Source organism: Klebsiella sp. S69 (genome assembly GCF_016516145.1).
GTDB classification, from domain to species: Bacteria; Pseudomonadota; Gammaproteobacteria; order Enterobacterales; family Enterobacteriaceae; genus Klebsiella; species Klebsiella oxytoca.
On the sequence record NZ_JACVUU010000005.1, the window covers coordinates 20,154 to 40,425 of the forward strand.

Annotated in this window: 13 protein-coding genes; 3 read left to right on the forward strand and 10 right to left on the reverse strand. The window is 58.1% G+C overall.

Features of this window, described 5'->3' with window-relative positions; genetic code table 11:
* Window positions 1–76 precede the first annotated feature (76 nt).
* Window positions 77–1,363, reverse strand: a complete 1,287-nt coding sequence (surA, locus tag IAE27_RS06525; protein WP_004108221.1) for a peptidylprolyl isomerase SurA — start codon at window positions 1,361–1,363, stop codon at window positions 77–79.
* 53 nt (window positions 1,364–1,416) lie between these two features.
* Window positions 1,417–3,759, reverse strand: coding sequence for an LPS assembly protein LptD (lptD, locus tag IAE27_RS06530; protein ID WP_016807502.1), 2,343 nt, complete (start codon window positions 3,757–3,759; stop codon window positions 1,417–1,419).
* 244 nt (window positions 3,760–4,003) lie between these two features.
* On the opposite strand from lptD, the gene djlA reads away from it, so the two are divergent.
* A complete protein-coding gene (gene djlA, locus IAE27_RS06535) occupies window positions 4,004–4,831 on the forward strand; it encodes a co-chaperone DjlA (RefSeq protein WP_004108210.1) in 828 nt (275 codons plus the stop codon).
* Between the two features lie 33 nt (window positions 4,832–4,864).
* Here djlA and IAE27_RS06540 read toward each other — a convergent pair whose 3' ends face one another.
* Complete coding sequence (locus tag IAE27_RS06540) at window positions 4,865–5,560, reverse strand: response regulator (RefSeq protein ID WP_070555815.1); 696 nt, start codon at window positions 5,558–5,560, stop codon at window positions 4,865–4,867.
* Window positions 5,550–7,175: a sensor histidine kinase gene (locus IAE27_RS06545; protein WP_004108206.1), complete on the reverse strand. Its 1,626-nt coding sequence runs from the start codon at window positions 7,173–7,175 to the stop codon at window positions 5,550–5,552. The genes IAE27_RS06540 and IAE27_RS06545 overlap by 11 nt, the downstream gene beginning before the upstream one ends.
* 324 nt (window positions 7,176–7,499) lie before the next feature.
* Here IAE27_RS06545 and IAE27_RS06550 point away from each other — a divergent pair, with 324 nt between their 5' ends.
* Window positions 7,500–8,855, forward strand: coding sequence for a 2-hydroxycarboxylate transporter family protein (locus IAE27_RS06550; RefSeq protein ID WP_070555817.1), 1,356 nt, complete (start codon window positions 7,500–7,502; stop codon window positions 8,853–8,855).
* A gap of 168 nt (window positions 8,856–9,023) precedes the next feature.
* Window positions 9,024–9,563: a citrate lyase holo-[acyl-carrier protein] synthase gene (gene citX / locus IAE27_RS06555; protein WP_004108201.1), complete on the forward strand. Its 540-nt coding sequence runs from the start codon at window positions 9,024–9,026 to the stop codon at window positions 9,561–9,563.
* Between the two features lie 81 nt (window positions 9,564–9,644).
* Here the strand turns inward: citX and rluA are convergent, their stop codons facing one another.
* The 6 genes from rluA to araB all read right to left on the reverse strand — a co-directional run bounded on the left by rluA (window position 9,645) and on the right by araB (window position 20,094).
* Complete coding sequence (gene rluA, locus IAE27_RS06560; RefSeq protein ID WP_004108199.1) at window positions 9,645–10,304, reverse strand: bifunctional tRNA pseudouridine(32) synthase/23S rRNA pseudouridine(746) synthase RluA; 660 nt, start codon at window positions 10,302–10,304, stop codon at window positions 9,645–9,647.
* Window positions 10,305–10,316: 12 nt separating this feature from the next.
* The gene (rapA, locus tag IAE27_RS06565) at window positions 10,317–13,223 is read right to left on the reverse strand and encodes an RNA polymerase-associated protein RapA (RefSeq protein WP_004108196.1); all 2,907 of its coding nucleotides are present in this window, start codon (window positions 13,221–13,223) and stop codon (window positions 10,317–10,319) included.
* A 187-nt stretch (window positions 13,224–13,410) separates the two neighbouring features.
* Window positions 13,411–15,768 carry a DNA polymerase II gene (gene polB / locus IAE27_RS06570; RefSeq protein WP_017145009.1) on the reverse strand — a complete coding sequence of 786 codons (2,358 nt, stop codon included), beginning with the start codon at window positions 15,766–15,768 and terminating at the stop codon, window positions 13,411–13,413.
* A 223-nt stretch (window positions 15,769–15,991) separates the two neighbouring features.
* Window positions 15,992–16,687: an L-ribulose-5-phosphate 4-epimerase gene (araD, locus tag IAE27_RS06575; RefSeq protein ID WP_017145008.1), complete on the reverse strand. Its 696-nt coding sequence runs from the start codon at window positions 16,685–16,687 to the stop codon at window positions 15,992–15,994.
* Window positions 16,688–16,871: 184 nt separating this feature from the next.
* A complete protein-coding gene (gene araA, locus IAE27_RS06580; protein ID WP_004110533.1) occupies window positions 16,872–18,374 on the reverse strand; it encodes an L-arabinose isomerase in 1,503 nt (500 codons plus the stop codon).
* 10 nt (window positions 18,375–18,384) lie between these two features.
* Window positions 18,385–20,094, reverse strand: a complete 1,710-nt coding sequence (gene araB, locus IAE27_RS06585) for a ribulokinase (protein WP_135800298.1) — start codon at window positions 20,092–20,094, stop codon at window positions 18,385–18,387.
* Window positions 20,095–20,272: the final 178 nt, after the last annotated feature.

Below are 20,272 nucleotides of genomic sequence, written 5' to 3' on the forward strand. Positions count from 1 at the left end.
CCCAGTCAGAGACCAGGGCGATTCGCCGAGCCGCCTCGATACACCCTGAGTGATGTTGTGTATGAGGCTAATGCGATTAGTTGCTCAGTACCTTAACGTAGGCGCTGGCGCGCTGTTCCTGCATCCAGGTCGCCGCTTCTTCAGAGAATTTACGGTTCATCAGCATGCGGTAAGCGCGATCTTTCTGCGCGGCGTCGGTTCTGTCGACGTTGCGGGTATCCAGCAGCTCAATCAGGTGCCAGCCGAAGGATGAGTGAACCGGTGCGCTGGTCTGGCCTTTATTGAGGCGCAGAATAGCGTCGCGGAAGGCCGGATCGAAGATATCCGGCGTTGCCCAGCCTAAATCACCGCCCTGGTTTGCCGAACCCGGATCTTCAGAGAACTCTTTTGCCGCTTTAGCAAATGTGGTTTTGCCGCTCTTAATGTCAGCCGCAATTTGCTCCAGCTTTGCCCGGGCCTGATTGTCATTCATGATCGGCGACGGTTTCAGCAGGATGTGGCGGGCGTGAACTTCAGTCACGGAGATATTCTGGCTGCCGCCGCGCATATCGTTGATTTTCAGGATATGGAAGCCAACGCCGGAACGTACCGGACCAACGATATCGCCTTTCTTAGCCGTGCTCAGCGCCTGGGCGAAGATGCCCGGCAGTTCCTGAATACGACCCCAGCCCATCTGGCCGCCTTTCAGCGCCTGCTGGTCGGCTGAGTAGGTGATCGCCAGTTTGCCGAAATCCGCGCCGCTGCGCGCCTGCTGAACCACCGAGTTGGCCTGGTCCTGAGCTTCTGCCACCTGCTCGGAAGTGGGGTTTTCCGGCAGCGGGATCAGAATGTGGCTGAGGTTGAGTTCGGTGCTGGCGTCGTTCTGATCGCCAATCTGCTTCGCCAGGGTTTCAACTTCCTGCGGCAGAACGGTAATACGGCGACGTACTTCGTTGTTACGCACTTCCGAAATCAGCATCTCTTTGCGGATCTGATTACGATAGGTGTTGTAGTTAATACCGTCATAGGCCAGACGGCTGCGCATCTGATCCATGGTCATGTTGTTCTGTTTGGCGATGTTGGCGATAGCCTGGTCCAGCTGATCGTCAGAGATCTTCACGCCCATTTTCTGACCCATCTGCAGGACAATCTGGTCCATGATCAGACGCTCAAGGATCTGATGACGCAGGGTGGCGTCATCCGGCAGCTGCTGCCCGGCCTGGCCGGCGTTAAGTTTTACCGATTGCATCAAGCCATCGACGTCGCTTTCCAGAACAACGCCATTATTGACGACAGCCGCTACTTTATCGACAACCTGTGGGGCAGCGAAACTGGTATTCGCGATCATGGCGATACCGAGAAGCAGCGTTTTCCAGTTCTTCATACTTTTTCCATTTCAATTAACCGCAATTGCGGATTACGTTTAAACCAGCCACATCACAGGGAGCTCTGGTACGGTAAAATGTTCGAACGCAGCATCTGCTGGGTGCCGAGACCGTAATTGGAGCTCAGGCCGCGCAGCTCAATGTTAAAGCCGAAGGTATTGTCGTATTTGCTTTCGCTGCTGCTGTTATCCCAGCCGTTGATCTTACGTTCATAGCCAACGCGGATAGCGTAGCAGCAGGAGCTATACTGCACCCCTAACATCTGGTTCGCTGACTTTCTGGTATTCGTATCGTAGTAATACGCGCCGACGACTGCCCAACGATCGACGATTGGCCAGCTGGCGGTCATTCCCACCTGCGAAATACCATCTTTATACTGCTTAGCGGTGGAATACGAAGGCAGAGTCGCCTGAATGTATTCCGGACTTGCATAACGATAGTTAAGTTGTACTAAACGGTTTTCGTCGCGACGGTATTCCACGGTTCCGCTGCTGGTCGCGACGTTATCCAGACGCGTATCGTACTGAATTCCCCCGCGTAAACCCCAGTCGTCGGTAATGCGCCAGTAGGTATCCCCGGCCCATACCAGTGAACCTCGCGTGTCGTTGTTCTCCCAGTTGATGTTGTCGTCACCGGTACGTGCTTCGGTGAAATAGTAGATTTGACCAACGGAAATATTAAAACGTTCAACTGCGGCGGCATCATAAACGCGAGATGTGATGCCGGTGGAGACCTGGTTGGCGGACGCAATACGGTCCAGACCGCTGTAGGTGCGGTCGCGGAACAGGCCGCTGTAGTCTGATTGCAACAGCGTTGAGTCGTAGCTGCCGATCTTACTCTGGTCACGATACGGGATATACAGATACTGCATGCGCGGTTCAAGCGTCTGGGTATAGTTCTCTTGCATATCGCGCTCGAAAACCATTTTGCCGTCGACTTTAAACTGCGGCATGACGCGGTTAACGGAGTCTTTATAGTCAGTGCCGTTGGTCGCGTTGTAGCTATCAAGGTTGCTTTGCTGGTAATGGGTGGCCAGCAGTTTTGCCTCAGTATTGATGCTTCCCCAGCCGTTAGACAGCGGCAGGTTGATGGTTGGCTCAAGGTGAAGACGCGTTGCTTCCGGCATTTTGCTGTTCGAGTTAACAAAATGCACCGCCTGGCCATAAAGATGCGTATCAAACGGGCCGACGTCGTTCTGGTAGTAGTTCACGTCCAGCTGCGGCTCGGCGGAATAGGCATTGCTTGAGTCGCGGTCAAAGACCTGGAACTGCTTGGTCGATACGGTGGCGTCGAAGTTCTGATTTGCGTAGCCGGCGCTGAGTTTCTGCGTGGCGTAGCCATCGGTACTGGAACCGTATTTGGAGCTGAAATCGTTAAAGTAGTCCGGGTCGCTGACTTTGGTGTAGTCGGCGTTGAAACGCCACACCTGGTCTACGACGCCTGAATGGTTCCAGTAGAACAGCCAGCGGCGGCTGTTGCTGTCGTTCGAATGATCGTCATGATAAATTTTATCCGACGGCAGGTAGTCGAACTCAAATAAACCGGTCCCTGCTTTGGTCAGATAGCGGAATTCGTTTTCCCACATCACGCCGCCGCGCTTGCTCATATAGTGCGGGGTCAGGGTGGCGTCAAAGTTAGGCGCGATATTCCAGTAGTAAGGGAGATAGAACTCCGCGCCGTTTTTGGTGCTGTATTTAGCGTTGGGGATCAGGAAACCTGAACGGCGCTTATCGCCCACCGGCAGCTGCAGGTAGGGACTATAAAAAATCGGCACTGAACCGAGCTTAAAGCGCGCGTTCCAGATCTCAGCCACCTGCTCTTCGCGGTCGTGGATAACTTCGCTGCCGACCACGCTCCAGGTGTCAGAGCCCGGCAGACAGGAGGTAAAGCTGCCGTTTTCCAGAATGGTGTAGCGGTTTTCACCGCGCTGCTTCATCAGGTCAGCGGTACCGCGCCCCTGACGGCCTACCATTTGGTAATCGCCCTGCCAGACGTTGGTATCTTTGGTGTTGAGATTCGACCAGGCCTTCGGCCCTTTGAGGATCACCTGATTATCGTCATAGTGCACGTTGCCGAGGGCATCAACCGTCCGCACCGGCTGCGGCTGGCCTTCCGCCTGCTGCTGGTGGAGCTGGACCTCATCGGCCTGCAGCCGGCTGTTTCCCTGATTAATATCGACGTTGCCGGTAAATACGGCGTTATCAGGGTAGTTGCCTTTCGCATGATCGGCATCGATCGTCACCGGCAGGTCGTTGGGTTTCCCTTCGACCAAAGGACGATTGTAGCTTGGGACGCCAAGCATACACTGCGTGGCGAGATCGGCAGCGAGGCCCTGTTGGCTATACAAGGCGCTGGCGATCATGGTGGCCAGGAGGCTGGGAATACGTTTTTTCATACGTTGTATTTGTTGTTCCGTCATCGTGTGGCAGCGGCTTGCAAACGGTCAGAGCCTAACTTACTCGTCTAAATCGCGCTAGTGTTAATCCTGCCCGTTTCGAACCCGAGCGTTAGGCACCGTGTAGAATGACGAGTATGATAAAGCAAATTATAGGCTATGTCCCACAATTGACCGAGGCGTAAACGCTTTGTAACGTGCGGTCAGATATAGCTTAACTGGCGGCAGAGAGATTGGGGAGTCTATGCAGTATTTGGGTAAAATAATTGGCGTTGCGGTTGCGTTGATGATGGGCGGCGGCTTTTGGGGCGTGGTACTGGGCTTTTTAATCGGGCATATGTTTGACCGCGCGCGCAGCCGCCGGCTGAACGTCTTTGCCAACCAGCAGGAGCGCCAGTCGCTGTTCTTCTCGACGACGTTTGAAGTGATGGGGCACCTGACTAAATCTAAAGGGCGCGTCACCGAAGCCGATATCCACGTCGCCAATTTGCTGATGGATCGCATGAATCTTCATGGCGAAGCGCGGACGGCGGCACAGCACGCGTTTCGGGTAGGGAAATCAGATGATTATCCGCTGCGTGAGAAAATGCGCCAGCTGCGCAGCGTCTGTTTTGGCCGCTTTGATTTAATTCGGATGTTTCTGGAAATTCAGCTGCAGGCGGCTTTTGCCGATGGCGATCTGCATCCCAACGAGCGTGAAGTGCTGTTTGTGATTGCCGATGAGCTGGGCATCTCCCGCGCTCAGTTTGAGCAGTTCCTGCGCATGATGCAGGGCGGGGCGCAGTTCGGCGGCGGGTCGCAGCAGCAATCTTACGGCCAGCGCGGCGGCAACGCCGGCTGGCAGCAGGCGCAGCGCGGGCCCACTCTGGAAGATGCCTGCAATGTGCTGGGGGTAAAACCGACTGATGATGCCGCCACCGTCAAGCGCGCCTATCGTAAGCTGATGAGCGAGCACCATCCGGATAAGCTGGTGGCGAAAGGGCTACCGCCGGAAATGATGGAGATGGCTAAGCAGAAAGCGCAGGAGATCCAGAAAGCCTGGGAGCTGATCAAAGAACAGCGCGGCTTCTGAACGACCGGCCTCTCCCGGGCGGGGGAGGCGTCACTATGGGCTGGCGGCGCGGCGGTACATACGCCGCGGATGGCCAATCTTGCCGTACAGCATTTCCACCTCCAGAAAGCCGATTTCCACGCAGTGCTCCAGATAGCGACGAGCAGTGGTTTTGCTCAATCCAGCCTCGCTCACCACGTCATCGACCGAAAAGCAGCGTTCTTGATCGCCGGTAAACAGATTTTGCACCAGCGCCAGCGTTTTTTCTTCAATCCCTTTACTACCGCTATCGGCACGATAGTTTTTGGCCTGTAGCTGATACAGCGAATCCACGTTCTGCTGGTCGACAATCTTCCACTCGCGCTGCTGATCGTAAAACTGCACAAACCGTTCAAGGGACTGGCTCAGGCGCTTCCATGACACCGGCTTAAGAATGTAGTCGAAGGCGCCGTTGCGGATTGCCAGACTACAGGTTTCCATATCGCTGGCGGCGGTGATAAAGATCACCGAACAGTTAGCCTGGGCCATGATCGGGTCGTTCATCAGCGTGACCCCTTTGCCGTCCGGCAGATAATTATCCAGCAGCACCAGCTGGGGCGGCCTGGCGTTGAGTCTCTGCCGCGCCTGGGCGAGGGAGGCCGCCATGCCTGCCAGCCGCATGCGCGGGTGTTTTTGAATAAGCTCGGCGTGCAGCCGCGCCAGTTCGCTTTCATCTTCGATGATCAGAACATCGACCAGGTCATGATGCATAGTGCGTCTCTTCTTGCGGATGGGCTGGCCCGCTGGCGGGGATAAACAGCGTAAAAATCGCGCCGCGCGGGGCGTTGTCGGCCACTTCAATTGTGCCGCCTGCCTGGGTAACGTAGCGCTCAATAAGATACAGGCCAATACCGTGATCGCCGCGGGTTTTGGTGGTGACGCCGCGCTCAAAAATATGCTCGCGGATCTCCGGACGAATACCGACGCCGCGGTCGGCGACTTCAATCATTAATTCCCGGGCGTTGAGCTGAATCAGAATCTCGACCGGTTCGTGCGGCAGTTCGGCGCGCTGGGTAGCCTCGATAGCGTTATCCAGCAGATTACCGATGATAGAGATAAGCTCGGACTCCATCAATGACGGCAGCGGACGGTCAATGCGGCAGGCCGGGTCAAAGCTCAGTTCAACCCCTTTTTCCCGCGCGCGGGCGGCTTTGCCCAGCAGCAGACCGCACAGCGTCGGCGAATTAAAGTGCGATGAGATAAAGTCCAGCAGCTCCTGGGCATGCTCCGACTGCGCCTGAATGTAGCGAATCGCCTCATCATAGTGGCCCATATGCAGCAGGCCGGAAAGGGTGGTCATACGGTTCAGCTGTTCATGGCGCATGATGCGCAGATTATCAACGTAGCGCTTCACCTGGCTGAGCTGGGCGCTCAGCGAGTTGATTTCGTCGCGGTCGCGGAAAGTGATCACCCAGCCCTGCAGTTCACTCTCCAGCAGGATACGCACCCGGCTGGCGAGAACGGTCAGCTGATTAAAGCGGCACAGCTCGTCGTGGGTATCGTTTTCGAGCATCTCCCCGCTGGCGAAAAACGGCTGCGGCGTAATGACGCTATCGATAGACTTACCGCGCAGCTGATGCGCCGGCTGGCTCAGTCCGAGCAGGCTGCGGGCGGCATGATTTATCACTTCGATACGCCGGTGATGGTCAATTACGATCACCCCTTCGTATATCGACTCCATCATCGCCTTTTGCTGGCGCACCAGCAGGCCGATTTCCCGCGGCTCCAGCGAGAAAATTTGCTTCTTAATGCTGCGGGTGAAGTACCAGGAGAAGATAAACAGCGCAATCAACAGCAGCACCGCGGCGACAAAGATATTGATGACTTTTTCCAGCGTGATGCTGTCGAGATAGCTGGTGAGGTAGCCGACGGAAACAATACCGATGACCCGGCCCGCATCGTCGAAAATCGGCGCTTTGCTGCGCAGGGAAATCCCCAGTCCCCCTTTGCGGATGGTGGTGGCGCTTTTCCCCTCCAGCACCGGCTGGTTATCGCCGCCAACCAGCCGCGTGCCGACCCATTCCGGGTGGACCGAATGAAACAGATGCACGCCTCGCCTGTCGCCAATGACAATAAAGCTGGCGTCGCTGTGGGCGGCGATATTTTGCATAAAAGGTTTTATCGCCAGCGCGTCTTCACGCGCGACCTGTTGGCGTAAATCCGGCATCAGGGCAATTTCTTGCGCCTGTATTTTCGCGCGGGCGCTCATTTCCTGATAGAGCTGACGGCTGGCGTCAAAATAGTAATACACGCCCAGCAGCGCGAAAAGCACTGAGAAAAAAGCGACCAGTGAAATGAACAGCTTAAATTGAAATGAAACCTTCATAATTCTATTGCACCGTATCAGGGATGCGGCACTGTATCATCTTTGGCCATACCGACATCGTGGCTGAGGGAAAACGGTGACCCCCTTCGCAGGCGTCCGGAAACCACAATTATCTGCTGGCGCGGAATTTATCAAGGTTAATCAGGCGCTGGATTTAAAAACCTTAAAAACCACGACCATAAATCAGAGCGGTTTCACAATAATAATAGAAACCATAAAAACCATAGTGACCATTAAAACTTCTTTTTTAATCTGCCGATCCTCACATTAACTCTGCGGATGGCCCTCTAACCTGAAAAATAATAATAACCAGAGGGCTTAATTATGAGCACCACAGACAATGCATTCTCTGCAACCATCGACCCTATCAATACCCCGAAAGCGCCGCTTAAGCAGCGCTGGTGGCATATCCTCGATAACTGGAAAGTCGGTATTATCCCGCTGCCGCTCTTTCTGCTGGCCGGCGGCCTGATTGCCCTGGACTGTTTAGGCGGCAAGCTGCCGAGCGATATCGTCGTGATGGTGGCGACGCTGGCCTTTTTCGGCTTTGCCTGCGGTGAATTCGGCAAACGCCTGCCGGTTCTGGGTAAGCTTGGCGCAGCGGCCATCTGCGCGACTTTTATTCCTTCTGCGCTGGTTCATTACGGCCTGCTGCCGGAGGTGGTGGTGGAATCGACCACCAAATTCTATAAGTCGACCAACATTCTTTATCTTTATATCTGCTGCATTATCGTCGGCAGCATTATGAGCATGAACCGCACCACGCTGATTCAGGGCTTTCTGCGGATTTTCTTCCCGATGCTGTGCGGAGAAATCGTCGGCATGGTCGTTGGCGTCGGCGTCGGTACCGCGCTGGGGCTGGAGCCGTTCCAGGTATTCTTCTTTATCGTCCTGCCGATCATGGCCGGCGGCGTCGGCGAGGGAGCGATCCCGCTGTCGATTGGCTACGCCGCGCTGATGCATATGGATCAGGGCGTGGCGCTTGGGCGCGTGCTGCCGATGGTGATGCTGGGCAGCCTGACGGCGATTGTTATCTCCGGCTGTTTAAATCAGCTGGGCAAGCGTTTTCCGCATTTGACCGGTGAGGGACAGCTGATGCCGAACCGCCGCAACGAGACGCATCGCGAAACGCCCGTCGAGGGCAAAATGGACGTAACGACGCTGGCCTCCGGCGCGCTGCTGGCGGTGCTGCTCTATATGCTGGGCATGCTGGGGCAGAAGACCATCGGCCTGCCCGCGCCGGTGGGCATGCTGTTCCTCGCGGTGCTGCTGAAGCTGGTGAACGGCGTCTCTCCGCGCCTGCAGGAGGGATCGAAGATGGTGTATAAGTTCTTCCGCACGGCGGTCACCTATCCGATTCTGTTTGCCGTCGGCGTGGCGATCACCCCGTGGCAGGAGCTGGTCAACGCGTTTACCGTAACCAATTTGCTGGTGATTATCAGCACCGTAACGGCGCTGGTGGCGACCGGTTTCCTGGTCGGCAAAAAGATTGGCATGTACCCGATTGACGTGGCGATTGTCTCCTGCTGCCAGAGCGGTCAGGGCGGTACCGGCGACGTGGCGATACTGACCTCCGGCAACCGCATGAACCTGATGCCGTTCGCGCAGATCGCAACCAGGATCGGCGGCGCGATTAATGTTTCGCTGGGTCTGCTGTTCCTCAGTCACTTTCTGGCCTGATTTAACTTTTTTATAACCGCTAAGTCTGCTTTTTCGTGCTAAATGGCGCAGAAAATATCTGCGCCCCGTCTCCAAAACAGGGATCGTTTAGCGATACAATCAGCGCCATTATTCGCGACTGCGACGGCAGCCTGTCCGCTGCCTGTAATTGAGTGAGGAGAGAAACAAATGTCAGTGGATACTCTCGCCCGTGAGGGCGTAAGCATGGAAGCGCTGCTGGCGGCGAAAGAGCAGCGCGCCGCGCGCCAGGCCGACTGGTTAGCCCATTATCAGCGGCCGGTGATTTCGCTGACCCTGGTGACCCCGGGCGCGGTGAAAGACAGCATTCGCTACCGTAATATGATGGGCGTAGCGCTGCAGGCCTGCGATCAGATGCTGTGGAAACACCGCTGGCAGACGCTGGATCGCCAGGTGCTGTGGCTGCCGACCGGGCCGGAAGCGCTGTGGTGCGTCGATCACGCCGCCAGTGAAATCAAAGCCTTCTGTACCGATCTTGAGCATACCCATCCGCTGGGCCGCCTGTGGGATATCGACGTTATTTGCCCGAAAGATGGCCTGGTTGGCCGTGAGTCAATGGGGGAAAACCAGCGCCGCTGCCTGCTGTGCGATGAACCTGCGCACGCCTGCGCGCGCAGCCGCCGTCATGACACCGGGGAGGTTGTCGCCCGCGTTGAGCAGATGATTGATGCGTGGTTTGCCCGCGACTAACGCCGGTGTTCCGCTGCGATGATGAGCGAAGAATTGCCCGGGTATGCCGCTGGCGGCAAGACCCGGGACAGATTTGAACGATCAGAAGTCGATCGGCGCGCGGAACGTCATCGTATTACCGAATGACGGATGGGTGATGGTCAGGGTTTCAGCGTGCAGCAGCAGACGCGGCGCCATGGCCAGCGCTTCCGGCGACGCATAAAAGCGGTCGCCAAGAATCGGATGGCCCAGCGCCAGCATATGCACGCGCAGCTGATGCGAACGTCCGGTAATCGGCTTCAGGCGCACGCGGGCGGTGTTGTCCGTCGCGAACTCCAGCACTTCATACTCGGTTTGCGCCGCTTTGCCGGTTTCGTAACACACCTTCTGCTTTGGCCGGTTCGGCCAGTCGCAAATCAGCGGTAAATCCACCAGACCCTCGGCTTTTTCCGGATGCCCCCAGACGCGGGCGACGTACTGCTTTTTCGGCTCGCGTTCGCGGAACTGCCGCTTAAGCTCGCGCTCTGCCGCTTTGGTCAGGGCTACCACAATCACGCCGCTGGTCGCCATATCCAGCCGGTGCACCGACTCGGCCTGCGGGAAATCGCGCTGAATGCGCGTCATCACGCTGTCCTTGTGCTCAGCCAGCCGGCCCGGTACGGACAACAGGCCGCTTGGCTTGTTGACCACCATAATGTGCTCATCCTGGTAGAGGATAACCAGCCAGGGATCCTGCGGCGGATTGTAGTTTTCCATCGCCATATTCGCGTTCCGTTACTGGTGGGTGACCACGATTAAGCGCAGCGCATCCAGGCGCCAGCCCGCCTGCGCCAGCGCGTCCATGACCTGCTGACGGTTGCTCTCGATAGCCGCCAGTTCATCATCGCGGATGTTCGGGTTAACGGCGCGCAGCGCTTCAAGGCGCGACAGTTCGGCCGACAGCTTATCGTCGGCTTCTTGACGCGCGGCGTCGATCAGGGCCTGGGCCGCTTTGGCCACCTGGCCTTCGCCCTGCTGCAAAATGGCGTGGACGTCCTGCTGGACGGCGTTGACCAGCTTGCTGCCGGTGTGGCGGTTTACCGCGCTCAGCTGACGGTTAAAGCTTTCGAACTCCACCTGACCGGCAAGGTTGTTGCCGTTTTTGTCGAGCAGCATGCGCACTGGCGTCGGCGGCAGGAAGCGGTTGAGCTGCAGATGCTTCGGCGCCTGGGCCTCAACGACGTAAATCAGCTCCAGCAGCAGGGTACCTACCGGCAGCGCTTTGTTCTTCAGCAGCGAGATGGTGCTGCTGCCGGTATCGCCGGAGAGGATCAGATCCAGACCGTTGATAATCAGCGGATGCTCCCAGGTGATGAACTGCGCGTCTTCGCGGGACAGGGCGACGTCACGCTCAAAGGTAATGGTGCAGCCATCTTCCGGCAGGCCAGGGAAGTCCGGTACCAGCATATGGTCGGAGGGGGTCAGGACAATCAGGTTTTCACCACGGTCGTCCTGGTTGATGCCGACAATATCGAACAGGTTCATGGAGAAAGCGATCAGGCTGGTGTCGTCATCCTGTTCTTCAATGCTTTCCGCAAGCTGCTGGGCTTTTTCTCCGCCGTTAGAGTGGATCTCCAGCAGACGATCGCGGCCCTGTTCCAGCTGCGCTTTCAGCGCTTCATGCTGCTGGCGGCAGGCTTTGATCAGGTCGTCGAAGCCGTCGGTATTTTCCGGCGCGGCGAGATAGTTAATCAGTTCATTATGCACGCTGTCGTAAACGGTACGGCCGGTCGGGCAGGTGTGCTCGAACGCGTCCAGACCTTCGTGATACCAGCGCACCAGCACCGACTGGGCGGTTCTTTCCAGATACGGAACGTGGATCTGAATATCGTGGGCCTGGCCGATACGGTCAAGACGACCGATACGCTGCTCCAGCAGATCCGGGTTGAACGGCAGGTCGAACATCACCAGGTTGCTGGCGAACTGGAAGTTGCGGCCTTCCGAGCCGATTTCAGAACACAGCAGCACCTGAGCGCCGGTATCTTCCTCGGCGAACCAGGCGGCGGCGCGGTCGCGTTCGATAATTGACATCCCTTCGTGGAACACCGCGGCACGGATGCCTTCGCGCTCGCGCAGAACCTGCTCCAGCTGCAGCGCGGTGGCTGCTTTAGCGCAGATCACCAGTACTTTCTGCGAGCGGTGGCTGGTGAGATGGCCCATCAGCCATTCAACGCGCGGGTCAAAGTTCCACCAGGTACCGGTATCGCCTTCAAATTCCTGATAAATCTGCTCCGGATAGAGCATGTCGCGGGCGCGCTCTTCGGCCGTTTTGCGGGCACCCATAATGCCGGAAACCTTGATGGCCGTCTGGTACTGGGTCGGCAGCGGCAGACGAATCGTATGCAGCTCGCGTTTCGGAAAGCCTTTGACGCCGTTACGGGTATTGCGGAACAGCACGCGGCTGGTACCGTGGCGGTCCATCAGCATTGACACCAGCTCCTGACGAGCGGCCTGGGCATCATCGCGATCGCTGTTGGCGGCCTGCAATAACGGCTCGATATCCTGTTCGCCGATCAGATCGCTCAGCGCGTTCAGCTCGGCGTCGTTCAGCTTATTGCCGGCCAGCAGCAGGGCGACGGCGTCGGCAACCGGACGGTAGTTCTGCTGCTCTTCAACAAACTGGGCGAAGTCGTGGAAACGGTTGGGGTCGAGCAGGCGCAGACGGGCGAAATGGCTCTCCATTCCCAGCTGCTCCGGCGTCGCGGTGAGCAGCAGAATGCCCGGCACGCATTCGGCCAGCTGTTCAATCGCCTGATATTCCCGGCTCGGGGCGTCTTCGCTCCAGACCAGGTGGTGCGCTTCATCAACGACCATCAGATCCCACTCCGCTTCGCACAGGTGTTCCAGACGCTGCTTGCTGCGGCGTACGAAATCCAGCGAACAGATCACCAGCTGTTCGGTTTCAAACGGGTTAATTGCATCGTGCTGCGCTTCGGCATAGCGCTCATCGTCAAACAGCGAGAAGCGCAGGTTAAAGCGGCGCAGCATTTCCACCAGCCACTGGTGCTGCAGGGTTTCCGGAACGACAATCAGTACGCGTTCGGCGGCGCCGGAGAGCAGCTGCTGATGCAGGATCATCCCGGCTTCGATGGTTTTACCCAGACCCACTTCGTCCGCCAGCAGGACGCGCGGCGCATGGCGGCGGCCAACGTCATGAGCGATATTCAGCTGATGCGGGATCAGGCTGGTGCGCTGACCGCGCAGGCCGCTCCACGGCATGCGGTACTGTTCGCTCTGGAATTTGCGCGCGCGATAGCGCAGGGCAAAACGATCCATACGGTCAATCTGTCCGGCGAACAGACGGTCCTGCGGTTTGCTGAAAACCAGCTTGCTGTCGAGCAGCACTTCACGCAGGGTAACGTTGGCTTCCTGGGTGTCGAGTCGGGTGCCGGTGTAGGCCAGCAGGCCGTTCTCTTCATTAACTTCGTCAACCTGGAGTTGCCAGCCTTCATGGCTGGTGATGGTGTCGCCCGGGTTAAACATCACGCGGGTGATCGGGGAGTCGTTGCGTGCGTACAGACGGTTTTCGCCGATGGCGGGGAAAAGCAGGGTCACCATGCGCGCGTCCAGCGCAACGACCGTCCCTAATCCCAGTTCGCTCTCTGTGTCGCTAATCCAGCGTTGACCAAGTGTAAAAGGCATATATGTTCGGCTCTTTAGTTCTTTAATTGCAGGCAATAGTTGATCATCTCCATGGAGAATCGGAGATGCGTCAAAATTGGGTCCAGGAATGGAAAGGGCGCTATATTACTGGATGGCGGAACGTTCGTCACGTCCTCCTCACCCTTCATTTTGCGGCTTTTGTGCTGACGGAACGAGTGAGAAAAAATCAAAATAGCCCCAGTTGCCCCGTCACTATTGTAGCAAAATCGTCGTCGACAAAGGGAAGTATTCCTTCGGCGACAGGCTCTAATTGCTTAGAGAGATAGTGCTCATAATCCAGCGGCGACTGCTGATAATCCACTGGTTCCGGCCCGCCGGTAGTCCAGACGTATTTAATGCTGCCGCGCTGCTGATACTGCTGCGGTCTACCCAGCCGAACGTTGTGCTCATCAGCCAGCCGCGCCGCGCGCACGTGCGGCGGCACGTTGCGCTGATACTCCGCCAGCGGACGGCGCAGGCGTTTGCGATAGACCAGTCGATCGTCAAGCTCGCCGTTCATCAGCTTATCAATGGTTTCGCGCACATAGTCGCGATAGGGCTGATGGCGGAAAATGCGCAGATAAAGCTCCTGCTGAAACTGCTGGGCCAGCGGCGTCCAGTCGGTGCGTACCGTCTCCAGGCCTTTAAACACCATGCGCTGCTCGCTGCCTTCCTGAATCATCCCGGCGTAGCGCTTTTTACTGCCGGTATCCGCGCCGCGAATGGTAGGCATGAGAAAGCGGCAGAAGTGGGTTTCAAACTCCAGCTCCAGGGTGCTGGCGAGCCCCTCTTTGCCCAGCTCCGTCGCCCACCATTCGTTGACGAAGGCCACCAGCGACCGACCGATAGCGCCAGCTTCCTCTTCGCTGTGGGCCCGCTTGAGCCACACGAAGGTGGAGTCGGTATCGCCGTAGATAACGTCATAGCCCTGGGATTCAATCAGCGCTTTGGTCTGGCGCATAATCGCGTGACCGCGCATGGTAATGGAAGAGGCCAGGCGCGGATCGAAAAAGCGGCAGGCGCTGGTGCCGAGCACGCCGTAGAAGGCGTTCATAATGATCTTCAGCGCCTGCGACAGCGGTTTGTTTTTATGCAGCTTGGCTTCGTCGCGCCCGTGCCAGATCTGCCCGACAATCCCCGGCAGGCAGTGCTTATCTCGCGAGAAGCGCGCGCCGAGAAAGCCTTCGGTGCTGTGAGCGTCATCGGGCTGCGCCAGACCTTCAACCAGCCCCACCGGGTCGATCAGGAAGGTGCGGATAATCGACGGGTACAGGCTTTTATAGTCCAGCACCAGCACAGAGTCGTACAGACCGGGGCGTGAATCCATCACGTAGCCGCCAGGGCTGGCCTGCGGCGGCACTTCTCCGAAGTTCGGTGCGACGTAGCCGAGCCGGTGCATGCGTGGAAAATAGAGGTGGCTGAAGGCGGCGACCGAACCACCGTGGCGATCCGCAGGCAGGCCGTTGACCGTCGCGCGCTCCAGCAAAAACGGCATGATCTCGGTTTTATGGAAGATGCGGGTGACCAGCTCGCAGTCCTGCAGGTTGTAGGTGGCCAGCGCCGGTTTATCCTGGTGAAAACGGCGGTCGATTTCATCCATCCGATCCCAGGGATTATCAATGGCTTTGCCCTCGCCGAGCAGCTCGCGGGCGACCGATTCCAGCGCAAAAGAGGAGAAGTTCCAGAACGCGGATTTCAGCGCCTCAATGCCGTCGATAATCAGGCGGCCGTTGGCCTGAGCAAAGAAGACGCCATTCTTAAAACCGTGTTCGCGCCACTCCAGTTCGCTGTTGCCGCGCCCGAGCAGCAGCGGGATGCGATAGCGCTCGGCGTGCTTTTGCAGGACGCGTAAATCGAACTGCACCACGTTCCAGCCGATCAGCACGTCCGGGTCGTGAGCGGCAAACCAGGCGTTAAGCTTTTCCAGCAGCAGCGGGCGGCTGGCGACGTACTCTAGCTGGAAGTTGACGGCAGGGGGCGAGGCGGGCTCCGGCCCGAGCATGTAGACAACCCGCTGGCCGCAGCCTTCAAGACCGATGCAGTAGAGCTCGCCGTGGCGGCTGGTTTCAATATCCAGCGAAACCCATTTTAGCGGCGGGCGGTAGTGGGGATTGGGCTTCATCCGGGCGTTGACCAGCTGCTGGCCGCGCGACTCGCCTTCAACCCACACCGGGGCGGTGATAAAGCGCTCCATCAGATAGCGCTCCGGCGGGCGAACGTCGCCTTCATAAACCGTGACGCCGTTTTCGCGCAGCTTTTTTTCCAGCCGCATCAGCTGGCGGTGAGCGCGGCAGTAAAGGCCAAAAACCGGCTGGCGATGAAAATCTTTCAGGCTGAGCGGGGCAAGGCGATGGCCGTTTTCCCCCTGCAGCAGGCGTTCAACCTGCGCGCGCTGGGATTCAGGGATAAACGCCACGGACTCCTGGGGCGGCAGCGTGACCTCAAGCGGGCCGTCATCGGTCGCCAGCCAGAAAGTCAGTTCGGTGCCCTGCGGGGTATCCCGCCAGTGACGGGTCAGTAAAAAACCTTCTCGTGGCTGCGTCACGCCGTGCTCTCATCAGTAAAAACCAGGCCTGATTATAGCCTGGTTCACCGAGTAATGCTGGGATTTTATACAGGTGTGGCGCGGTTGTCTGTTTTCAAAGGCAGTGCCGCGCGCTATTTCCCGGAGGCGGCGCTTGACGCGCCTTGTCCGGGCTACCAGGTCCGCAGACGGCTGTGAACCTGTAGCCCGACTAAGCGCAGCGCGAGCCAGGGAGATCGCGGGTTTATTGCCCGTAATAGGCTTTCGCGCCGTGCTTGCGCAGATAGTGTTTATCCAGCAGCGTCTGCTGCATCTCCGGCAGCTGCGGCGCCAGCTGGCGGCAGAAGATGCCCATATAGGCGATCTCTTCCAGCACAATGGCGTTATGCACTGCGTCTTCGGCGTTTTTACCCCAGGCAAACGGCCCGTGAGAGTGCACTAGCACGCCGGGCATTTGCGCCGGATCGATGCCTTTTTCACGAAAGGTTTCGACGATCACTTCGCCGGTTTGCCACTCGTACTCGCCGTTGATCTCGTCGTCGGTCATCAGGCGGGTGCAGGGAACCGCGCCGTAGAAATAGTCGGCGTGGGTCGTGCCGGTAGCGGGAATCGACTGTCCGGCCTGCGCCCAGATGGTGGCGTGACGCGAATGAGTGTGGACAATACCGCCCAGCGTCGGGAATGCCTGATACAGCAGACGGTGGGTCGGGGTATCAGACGAGGGTTTTTTCTGGCCTTCAACCACTTCGCCGGTCTCCAGGCTGACCACCACCATATCCTCGGCGGTCATGACGCTGTAGTCGACGCCTGAGGGTTTAATCACCAGCACGCCCCGTTCACGGTCGACGGCGCTGACGTTGCCCCAGGTGAGAGTGACCAGATTGTGCTTTGGCAGGGCCAGGTTGGCTTCGAGAACCTGGCGTTTAAGATCTTCTAACATAATGTGCTCCGAATAGCTGGCGAGTCAGCTTCTCCTCACCCCAACCCTCTCCCGGAGGGCCAGGGAGGAAGCCGTCCCGTGCCCGAACTTTTCTTCCCGGTTCAAGGGTAGGGGAGAAAAGCAGTTCCGCGCCCGAGCGGTACCCTCTCCTTATGGGAGAGGGTAAGGGTGAGGGGACGATCTCTTAGCGTTTTGAACCGTAATACACTTCGTTCCAGCGCAGCGCATCCTTGAAGGAGGGCAGGCGGGTCTCATTGTCAATCACGGTCAGTTCGATATCCTGTAGCTCTGCGAACTGGCGCATATCATCAAGGGTCAGCGCATGGCTGAAGACGGTATGGTGCGCGCCGCCAGCAATGATCCAGGCCTCGGACGCGGTGCGCAGATCCGGATGGGCTTTCCACAGCGCATTGGCCACCGGTAGCTTCGGCAGCTCGTGCGGCGTTTTCACCGTCTCAATGGTGTTCACCAGCAGACGATAGCGATCGCCGAGATCGATCAGGCTGGCGACGATCGCCGGGCCGGTCTGGGTGTTAAAGATGATGCGCGCCGGATCGGCTTTCCCGCCGATGCCCAGCGGCTGGACGTCGAGAATCGGTTTCTCCGCGGTGGCGATGGTCGGGCAGACTTCCAGCATATGCGAGCCCAGCGCCAGATCGTTGCCTTTCTCGAAGTGGTAGGTGTAATCCTCCATAAAGGAGGTGCCGCCCTGCAGACCGGTTGCCATCACCTTCATGATGCGAAGCAGGGCGGCGGTTTTCCAGTCGCCTTCGCCCGCAAAGCCGTAGCCCTGCTGCATAAGACGCTGTACGGCGAGACCCGGAAGCTGTTTCAGGCCGTGCAAATCTTCAAAGGTGGTAGTAAAGGCGTGGAAGCCGCCCTGTTCCAGGAAGCGCTTCATCCCCAGCTCAATGCGCGCGGCATCAAGAAGGTTCTGCCGCTTATCACCGTGGATTTGCACCGCTGGCGTCAGGCGATAGCTGCTTTCATACTCATCGACCAGGGCGCTGATTTCGCCATCGGTGACCGCATTGACGACCTGTACCAGGTCGCCCACCGCCCAGGTGTTAACCGAGAAACCAAACTTAATCTGCGCGGCGACTTTATCCCCGTCGGTGACCGCCACTTCACGCATGTTATCGCCGAAACGGCACACTTTCAGGTGGCGGGTATCCTGTTTCGAAACCGCCTGACGCATCCATGCGCCGATGCGCTGATGGGCTTCTTTATCCTGCCAGTGGCCGGTTACCACGCTGTGTTGCTGACGCATCCGCGCGCCGATGAAGCCGAACTCGCGGCCGCCGTGGGCGGTCTGATTCAGGTTCATAAAGTCCATATCGATACTGTCCCACGGCAGCGCCGCGTTGAACTGAGTATGGAACTGCATCAGCGGTTTATTCAGGATCGTGAGGCCGTTGATCCACATTTTCGCCGGTGAGAAGGTATGCAGCCACACCACCATCCCGGCGCACTTATCATCGTAGTTTGCGTCGCGACAGATATGGGTGATCTCATCCGGCGTGGTACCCAGCGGCTTAAGCACCAGTTTGCACGGCAGTTTGGCTTCCGCATTCAGGCTGTTCACCACATGTTCTGCGTGCTTTGTCACCTGGCGTAGCGCTTCAGGGCCATACAGATGCTGGCTACCGATGACGAACCACACTTCATAATTATCAAAAATTGTCATTTTCATGTCCTTAATGGGTGAAGGCTGCCTGAGATTGCGGCGCGGATTCCGCTTTTGCAGTCGAAGGGAGGTAACGTTGTTCCGCGCTGAGCGACCACTGCTGGTAGCGCTGATAGAGTTGTTCAAAACGTTGCGCCTGCGCCGGGCGAGGCTGCAGGGTGCTTTCCACCCGGCTGGCCATTTGCTCCTGCGCGGCAGGAATATCGTGGTAGACGCCGGCAGCAACGGCGGCGAAGATAGCCGCGCCCAGCGCGCAGCACTGATCGGACGCGACGATTTGCAGCGGGCGATTCAGCACATCGCAGCAGGCCTGCATGATCACCGGGTTTTTGCGCGCGATGCCGCCGAGCGCCATCACGTTATTGACCGGGATCCCCTGTTCGGTGAAGCACTCCATAATGGCGCGGGCGCCGAAGGCGGTGGCGGCAATCAGCCCGCCGAACAGCGCCGGGGCGTCGGTGGCGAGGTTCAGATCGGTAATGACCCCTTTCAGACGCTGGTTGGCATTCGGCGTACGGCGCCCGTTAAACCAGTCCAGCACTACCGGCAGGTGGTCGAGAGACGGATTTTTCGCCCATGCGTCGGTCAGCGCGGGCAGCAGCTGTTTCTGGCTGGCTTTGATCTGTTCTTTAAGTTCCGGGTGGGCCTGCGCCAGCTGCTCCAGCGGCCAGCCGAGAATGCGGCCAAACCAGGCGTAGATGTCGCCAAAGGCGGATTGCCCCGCTTCCATACCGATAAAGTCAGGCACGACGCTACCATCAACCTGGCCGCAAATGCCCTTTACCGTGCGCTCGCCAACGCTCTGTTTATCGGCGATCAGAATGTCGCAGGTGGAGGTGCCGATAACTTTAACCAGCGCATTTGGCTGCGCTCCGGCGCCGACGGCGCCCATATGGCAGTCGAATGCGCCGCCGGAGATGGCGACGGTTTGCGGCAGGCCCAGACGCGCGGCCCATTCGGCGGTCAGCGTGCCGACCGGCAGATCCGCAGTCCAGGTCTCGCTGAACATCGGGTAGGCCAGGTTCCGGTTAATTATCGGGTCAAGTTCATCGAAGAACCCGGCTGGCGGCAGGCCGCCCCAGCTTTCATGCCAAAGGGATTTATGCCCGGCGCTGCAGCGGCCGCGGCGAATATCCTGCGGGCGCGTCGTCCCGGAAAGCAGGGCCGGCACCCAGTCGCACAGCTCAATCCACGACGCGGCGGCCTCGGCGACGGCGCGGTCCTGGCGAGTCACGTGGAGGATCTTGGCCCAGAACCATTCGCTGGAGTAGATACCGCCGATATAGCGGGAGTAATCTTCTTTGCCGGGCTGGTGGCACAGGCGGGTAATTTCCTCCGCCTCCTCCACCGAGGTATGGTCTTTCCACAGCACGAACATGGCGTTGGGGTTGTTGGCGAACTCATCGCGCAGCGCCAGCACGTTGCCGTCAGCGTCGATGGGCGCGGGCGTTGAGCCGGTGCTATCAACGCCGATACCTACGACGGCAGCGCGCTGTTCGGCGCTAAGGGCGGTGAGGACGCTTTTCAGCGCGGCTTCCATTGATTCGATATAGTCGCGTGGATGATGGCGGAACTGGTTGTTCGGGCCATCGCAGAATAGCCCCTCCTGCCAGCGCGGATACCACTCGACGCTTGCGGCGAGCTCTTCGCCGGTCGCGCACTCTACCGCCAGGGCGCGTACTGAATCACTGCCAAAATCGAGGCCAATCGCAATTGCCATACTGTTACTCCATGCTAAAAATCATTCATGGTGCAACAGTAGATATCTGGGCTGAAAACCGTCAGGCCGTATTCGCTAATCTTATGGACTATATTGCTGTGAAGCTGCAAAGTGTGACGCCGTGCAAATATTCAATGTGGACTTTCCTGCCGTCTTTATAGACACTTCAGTTATGCGC